Genomic DNA, 6057 nt, shown 5'->3' with positions numbered 1-6057 from the left:
ATAGTTACCTACGAACATGGTGATCTTACCGTAGTCGATATCTGCAATGTTTGTGCAGACTTTGTTCAGGAAGTGACGGTCATGGGAAACAACGATAACGGTGTTTTCGAAGTTCATCAGGAATTCTTCCAGCCATTTGATAGCATGGATATCCAGATGGTTGGTAGGTTCGTCCAAGAGCAGGATATCGGGGTTGCCAAACAGTGCCTGTGCCAGCAGAACTTTCACTTTCTGACCACCGGTCAGTTCTTTCATTTTCATGTAGTGGAATTCATTTGTGATACCCAGACCATTCAACAGCATTTCCGCGTTGGATTCTGCAGCCCAGCCGTCCAGTTCTGCAAATTCACCTTCCAGCTCTGCAGCCTTGATGCCATCTTCATCTGTGAAATCTTCTTTCATGTAGAGTGCATCTTTTTCTTTTCTGATATCGTACAGTCTTTTGTGACCATACAGTACGCATTCTACTACTTCGAATTCATCGAACAGGAAGTGGTCCTGTTTCAAAACAGCCATTCTTTCGCCGGGAGTGATAAATACAGAACCTTTGTTGGGTTCCAGTTCCCCTGCCAGAATTTTCAGGAATGTGGACTTACCTGCGCCGTTGGCACCGATCAGACCATAACAGTTGCCCTTTGTAAAGTTGATATTTACGTCGTTGAAAAGTACTCTGCCACCATACTGGAGGCTGACACCCTGTGCAGCGATCATCGTTTTCTCTCCTTTTTATCTCATTTTCTTATTTTTCTCAGTTCTTTGCGCCAAACGCACTAAATTAAATTATATCACAATGTATACATAAAGGAAAAGCCCCTAACCCCTTTATTTCCAAAGAAAAAACCCGTTTTGGATGCCCAAAACAGGTTCAACTTGCACAATGGATTTAATTTTCACTTTCCAGCAGGGAAATTTCTTTTTCATAATTGATGGCAGTATCCTTTGCTTCCGCAGGGATCTCTTCTGCTTCCACGCCGCCCAGCTGTGTCAGTTCCGATGTGATCTGATAAGATTCCACCGCCACGCCATTTTCCAGTTTGCCGCCGCCCAGTTCTGTCAGAACATTATTTGTCATGATCTCCAGAGGTTTTGCCAGGTCTGCTTCATAGGAAAGGGGTGCACCCGTTTTGCTGTCCAGCATCACCGTCACGGGAACATCGCCAATGCCTGTGTAATATACTTCAGACAGGCCGCTCATCCCTGCCAGCTGAAACCAGCGGGTATATTCTTCCACATCATAAAACTTGCTTTCGGGGATCACACCCTGCAGACGGATCTTTCCGCCATCCCTTTCTGCAGTCCAGTTTTCCCCTGCAGAAAAGATGGTTTCCATATTGTAGAGGGTATGATACAGATGGGTACTGGTCAGAGCGTCTTCCTCTGACATGTTCATTTCCGTCCATTCGCCGTCATAGTTCATGTACTGATTGACACCATCCTCTGTTTTTTCCAGATACATATCGTATTTCTGCACCAGATTATCAAAGGTCAGCGTGGTATCCACATTCATATAAAGAGGATCCTTCACCACTGCCACCGTGCCTTCGGTAACCGTTTTGCCGGCACCTTTCATCTGTACCGTTGCTGCAAAGGTTGCCGTAAAGCTGTCTGCTTCCTCCAGCATCTGATGAGCCTTCTGCACATATTCCTCCGCGGATGCCACATTTTCCGAAGCGCCGCCGCAGCCTGCCAGTGCAAACATGCACACTGCCAGCAGCCCTCCCGCCATTCTTTTTTTCATAGGGATTCCTCCTTTTTGCCCCTCGTGCCGAAGCCCGAAAAAGGCAACAGAACACCATACTTTATTATCTCGATTGTAGCGAAAATCCCATTCCTTTGCAAGTGGGTTACACTTTTCTTCAGAAAATTCTAAGAATTCTGTAAGAATTCAGGAAAAATCCTCCACTTGTTCGCCGAAAACAACGCTTTCTCTTTTTTCAAAAATACCCGTATTTTTTCCGCAGGACAAAGAAACAGACCGCCGTGATCAGCAGAGAAGCCGTCTCAGCCACGGTGATGGCACACCAGATGCCGTCCAGTTTGAAAAAGAGGGGCAGAATCAGGATCGCCGCCACTTCAAACACCACCGTCCGCAGGAAGGAGATCACTGCAGAAACGATGCCGTTATTCAATGCCGTAAAGAAGGAAGAGCCATAGATATTGAAGCCCGCCAGCAGATAGGAAACAGCATACAAACGGAACCCTCTGGCCGTCATGGCATACAGTTCCCTGTCATAGCCTACAAAAATCTCTGACAATGTCCCTGACAACAGGAAAGCCACCCCAAACAGGGTGATCCCCGCTGCCAGAAGGATCTTCAGGCTCTTTTTCAGCACATTCTGCAGTTCCGCCCGATTCCCTGCGCCGTAGTTGAAGGCAACAATGGGGGCTGTACCAAAGGCATAACCCAGATAAATGGAAATAAAAATAAAATTCACGTACATGATGACGCCATAAGCCGCCACACCGTTCTGCCCTGCAATTTTCAGCAGCTGCATATTATAGAGCATACATACCAGCGACAGGGAAATATTTGTCACCAGTTCCGAGGAACCGTTGGTGCAGGTACGCAGCAGTTCTTTCCCCATCAGCCCTGTTCTGGCCAGGCGCAGTTTACTGCTGTTCTTTCCTGCAAAAAACAGCAGGGGAACCACGCCGCCCACAAACTGGCTCAACGCCGTTGCCGCCGCAGCACCTACTACGCCCCATTGGAAAACAGCAATAAACAGACCATCCAGCACCATATTGGTCACCCCGGCCGCAATGGTCACCGCCAGCCCCATCTTCGGTTTTTCCGCCGCGATCAGGAAACTCTGGAACATATTCTGCAGCATGAAAAAGGGCAGCCCCGGCAGAACCACACGGGCATAGACCACACAATAGTCCAGCATGGATGCATCCGCCCCCAGCCGCAGGGCAATGGGTCTGACAAAAAGGATGCCAAAAAGAGCCAGCAAAATCCCCAGCCCCAAGGCAAAATAAATCAGCATAGAGAAAATACGGTTGGCCTTTTCCGCCTCCCCTTCCCCCAGGGTTTTCGCCACCAGAGCCGTGCCGCCAGTGCCCAGCATAAACCCAAAGGCACCCAGAATCATGCAGAAGGGCATAATGAAATTGACCGCCGCAAAGGGTGTTTTTCCTACAAAATTAGAAACAAACAGACCATCCACCACACCATAGATGGAGGTAAAGATCATCATGGCCACGGAAGGGATGACAAAACGGATGAGCCTGCTGTATGTAAAATGATCCGATAACTGGATATGCATAAATTTCCTCCTAAAAAGATAACTCGGTCATTCTTTCGAATAACCGAGTTTAGTTTATCAAATACCATCAGATTGTCAATCACTTTATTTCTGCGATATGCTTCAGTACTTCCCCTGCCAGGATCATCCCTGCCACAGGGGGCACGAAGGACAGGCTGCCAGGGGTCTGCCGTCTGGATGTTTCATCAGAATCCGCAGGCTTCACGGGGATCTCCTTGGAATAGACCACCTTCACCCCTTTGATGCCGCGGTCTTTCAGTTCCTTGCGCATCACCTTTGCCAGAGGGCATACGCTGGTTTTGGAAATATCCGCCACTTCGAAGAGGGTCGGATCAAATTTATTACCCGTACCCATGCAGCTGATGACTTCCGTTCCGGCTTTTTTCGCTTCTTCGATCAGAAGCAGTTTGCTGGTCACCATATCAATGGCATCCACAATATAATCATAGGATGCAAAATCGATCAGGTCTCTATTTTCTGCCGTATAATTCACGGGATATGCCAGAACTTCCGTTTCGGGGCAGATATCATGGATCCGCTCCGCCATGACCGCCGTTTTTTCTCTGCCCACAGTGGAATGGAGGGCGATCAGCTGGCGGTTGATATTGGTCAGGCTGACCGTATCCCCGTCAATGAGGGCAATATGGCCTACACCGCCTCTGGCGATGGCCTCCGCCGCAAAGGAACCCACGCCGCCGATGCCAAACACCGCCACGCGAGCCTTCCTCAGTTTTTCCAGTTTTTCTTCTCCCAGCAGCAGTTCCGCTCTGGAAAATACATGCAGTTCGTCCATATCTTATTCCTCTCGTTTTTCGGATTCTCTCAGTTCTTTCGGCAGATTCTGCCAAGGCAGGCGCTCATACAGATGGGCAATCTTTCTGACCACGCTGTCCCCGCCATAGCCCTTCAGCTGCTGATCCGCCGCCGCGGCCGCTTCGGGAATGGCACTGGCTGTGGCAAAGGAAAGGTCTGCCGCCGCCAACATGGAAATATCGTTTCTGTTGCTGCCAAAAGCCACGCACTTTTTCTGGGGGATCTCCTCCATCAGCCGCTGCAGCATATATTCCTTGGTGGCATTTTTATGATAGATCTTCAGATGACAATAGTCTTCGGGGGTTTCCGATTTATCCCGCAGAAAAAGCAGTTCCTGTTTTGTGTCCATTTCCTGCAGTTCCGCCTCCAGCACATCTGCTTCTGCATCCTTCAGCACCAGCAGGATATATACAACAATACCATTCTCCGGCACTTCGCCATTGACATAATTTCGGTAAGGAGAGCGGCGGTTGGACAGATAGGTCTGTTTTTCTGCCTCATTCTTGAAATCTTTGAAATCGTTATAGTAAATCAGGAGCACATTCTCCCACACAACATTACGAAAATAATGATAGCCCTTTTTGTCCGCATGGTCACAGATGGCATCCGCCAGCGTTCTGTCCAGACCATTGGTGGCAAGGTAACGCTTATCTTTCACATCATACAGCACCGCCCCATCCATGGCGATGACAGGCAGCCGCAGCTCCACATCCTTCAGGTCAGATACCAGAGAGGCGGGAGTACGTTCCGTTGCAATGGTAAAGGGCATCCCGTCGTGGATCAGCTGATTCAGTTCAAACCGAACATAAGGCGTGATGCCTTCCATTTCATCATACAGTGCGCCGTCAAACCCTGTCACAAACAGGCAGTCATCCGAATACTTTCTGGGCAGATGCATGCTGTTGACCACCAAAGAAACCAAAATACCGATAATGGTTTCCACAGAACGGTTCATCGCATCGACGATGGGCGGCTGCCCTGCATTGGAAAGGCAAGTACTCAACAAAACGATACCGGCCAAGGCTGTGGCACCGGTTTTTTTCAGCAAAACAGTCACATACATGACAGGAATGATGGTCAAGGAGATAACCACATAACGGAAGATGCGATAATACCACGGAATCTCTCGCACAAGATAAACAATCAGGATGGCAAACACTGCTCCGACCAGCGTGCCGACAATACGGTTAAAGGCAGCCTGACGGCTGTTTTCCACCTGCGGCTGCATGCAGATGATGGCTGCAATGGTAGAGAAAACAGGGGCACCTTCTTCCCCCCGCAAAAAATAGATCAGAAAGCAAATGCAGACTGCCAAAGATGTTTTGATCATACGCAGTCCGACTCTGGGCAGATGATGTGTCATAGGGAGCCTCCTTTCTTTTTTCGTTTCTGTGGAAAGTATAGAAAAACCGAACCCTCCTGTCAAGCATCCCTCCTGTATTTTCTGCACAAAAATCCCGTCCCCACATAGTATGGAAGAAGAAACAGGCCTGTTTCTCAAAAAATCAAACAGGAGGAATGTTTATGCATCAATATCCTTACGGCTATCCTGACCGTGACTGCGATCGACAGGATAATCATCATCCAAATTGCTGTTGGACACGCTGTTGCGTACTGACAGGCGCGACCGGGGCAACCGGCGCAACAGGCGCGACCGGTCCCACAGGCCCCATGGGCCCCAGAGGCTTCATGGGCTATCCCGGCCCTACAGGCGCGACTGGGGCTACGGGCGTAACCGGCCCTTTCGGCCCTCAGGGAAATCCTGGTGCAACGGGCGCAACTGGTGTCACCGGTCCTGCAGGCCCTGCCGGCCCTACCGGTGCAACGGGGGCAGAAGGTCCCATGGGTGCAACCGGCGTAACCGGTCCCATCGGTCCTGTTGGTCCTACCGGTGCAACGGGCGCAACGGGTGAAATCGGCCCTATTGGCCCTGCCGGCCCTACCGGTGCAACGGGCGCCACGGGGGCTACAGGTGCTG

Annotated in this window: 6 protein-coding genes; 1 reads left to right on the top strand and 5 read right to left on the bottom strand. The window is 49.9% G+C overall.

The features are described 5' to 3' along the window. The 5 genes from ACJMLT_RS01905 to ACJMLT_RS01885 form a co-directional block, all read right to left on the bottom strand. Positions 1-711: ABC-F family ATP-binding cassette domain-containing protein (locus ACJMLT_RS01905; RefSeq protein ID WP_405725764.1), on the bottom strand; the 711-nt coding region annotated here is incomplete at its 3' end. Between the two features lie 172 nt (positions 712-883). After that, on the bottom strand, positions 884-1738 hold the full coding sequence (locus ACJMLT_RS01900) for a LolA family protein (protein WP_405725761.1): 855 nt from the start codon (positions 1736-1738) through the stop codon (positions 884-886). A 196-nt stretch (positions 1739-1934) separates the two neighbouring features. After that, complete coding sequence (locus ACJMLT_RS01895; protein WP_405725758.1) at positions 1935-3266, bottom strand: MATE family efflux transporter; 1332 nt, start codon at positions 3264-3266, stop codon at positions 1935-1937. A gap of 79 nt (positions 3267-3345) precedes the next feature. Then, positions 3346-4059: a tRNA threonylcarbamoyladenosine dehydratase gene (locus ACJMLT_RS01890; RefSeq protein ID WP_405725755.1), complete on the bottom strand. Its 714-nt coding sequence runs from the start codon at positions 4057-4059 to the stop codon at positions 3346-3348. A gap of 3 nt (positions 4060-4062) precedes the next feature. Next, complete coding sequence (locus tag ACJMLT_RS01885; protein WP_405725752.1) at positions 4063-5442, bottom strand: HAD hydrolase family protein; 1380 nt, start codon at positions 5440-5442, stop codon at positions 4063-4065. A gap of 161 nt (positions 5443-5603) precedes the next feature. Here ACJMLT_RS01885 and ACJMLT_RS01880 point away from each other — a divergent pair. Next, a partial coding sequence (locus ACJMLT_RS01880; protein ID WP_405725749.1) for a collagen-like protein occupies positions 5604-6057 on the top strand: 454 nt, incomplete at its 3' end.

The sequence above is a fragment of the Anaerotignum sp. genome (assembly GCF_045122575.1).
In the GTDB taxonomy this organism is placed as follows: Bacteria; Bacillota; Clostridia; order Lachnospirales; family Anaerotignaceae; genus Anaerotignum_A.
The sequence above is the reverse complement of the archived record's forward strand: the minus strand, read 5'-3'. Positions and strand labels throughout refer to the sequence as shown.

Excerpts from the sequence above, each read along its gene's own strand:
- ACJMLT_RS01895 (WP_405725758.1), bottom strand. The coding sequence starts at position 3,266 with ATGCATATCCAGTTATCGGATCATTTTACATACAGCAGGCTCATCCGT.
- ACJMLT_RS01890 (WP_405725755.1), bottom strand. The coding sequence starts at position 4,059 with ATGGACGAACTGCATGTATTTTCCAGAGCGGAACTGCTGCTGGGAGAA.
- ACJMLT_RS01900 (WP_405725761.1), bottom strand. The coding sequence starts at position 1,738 with ATGAAAAAAAGAATGGCGGGAGGGCTGCTGGCAGTGTGCATGTTTGCA.
- ACJMLT_RS01885 (WP_405725752.1), bottom strand. The coding sequence starts at position 5,442 with ATGACACATCATCTGCCCAGAGTCGGACTGCGTATGATCAAAACATCT.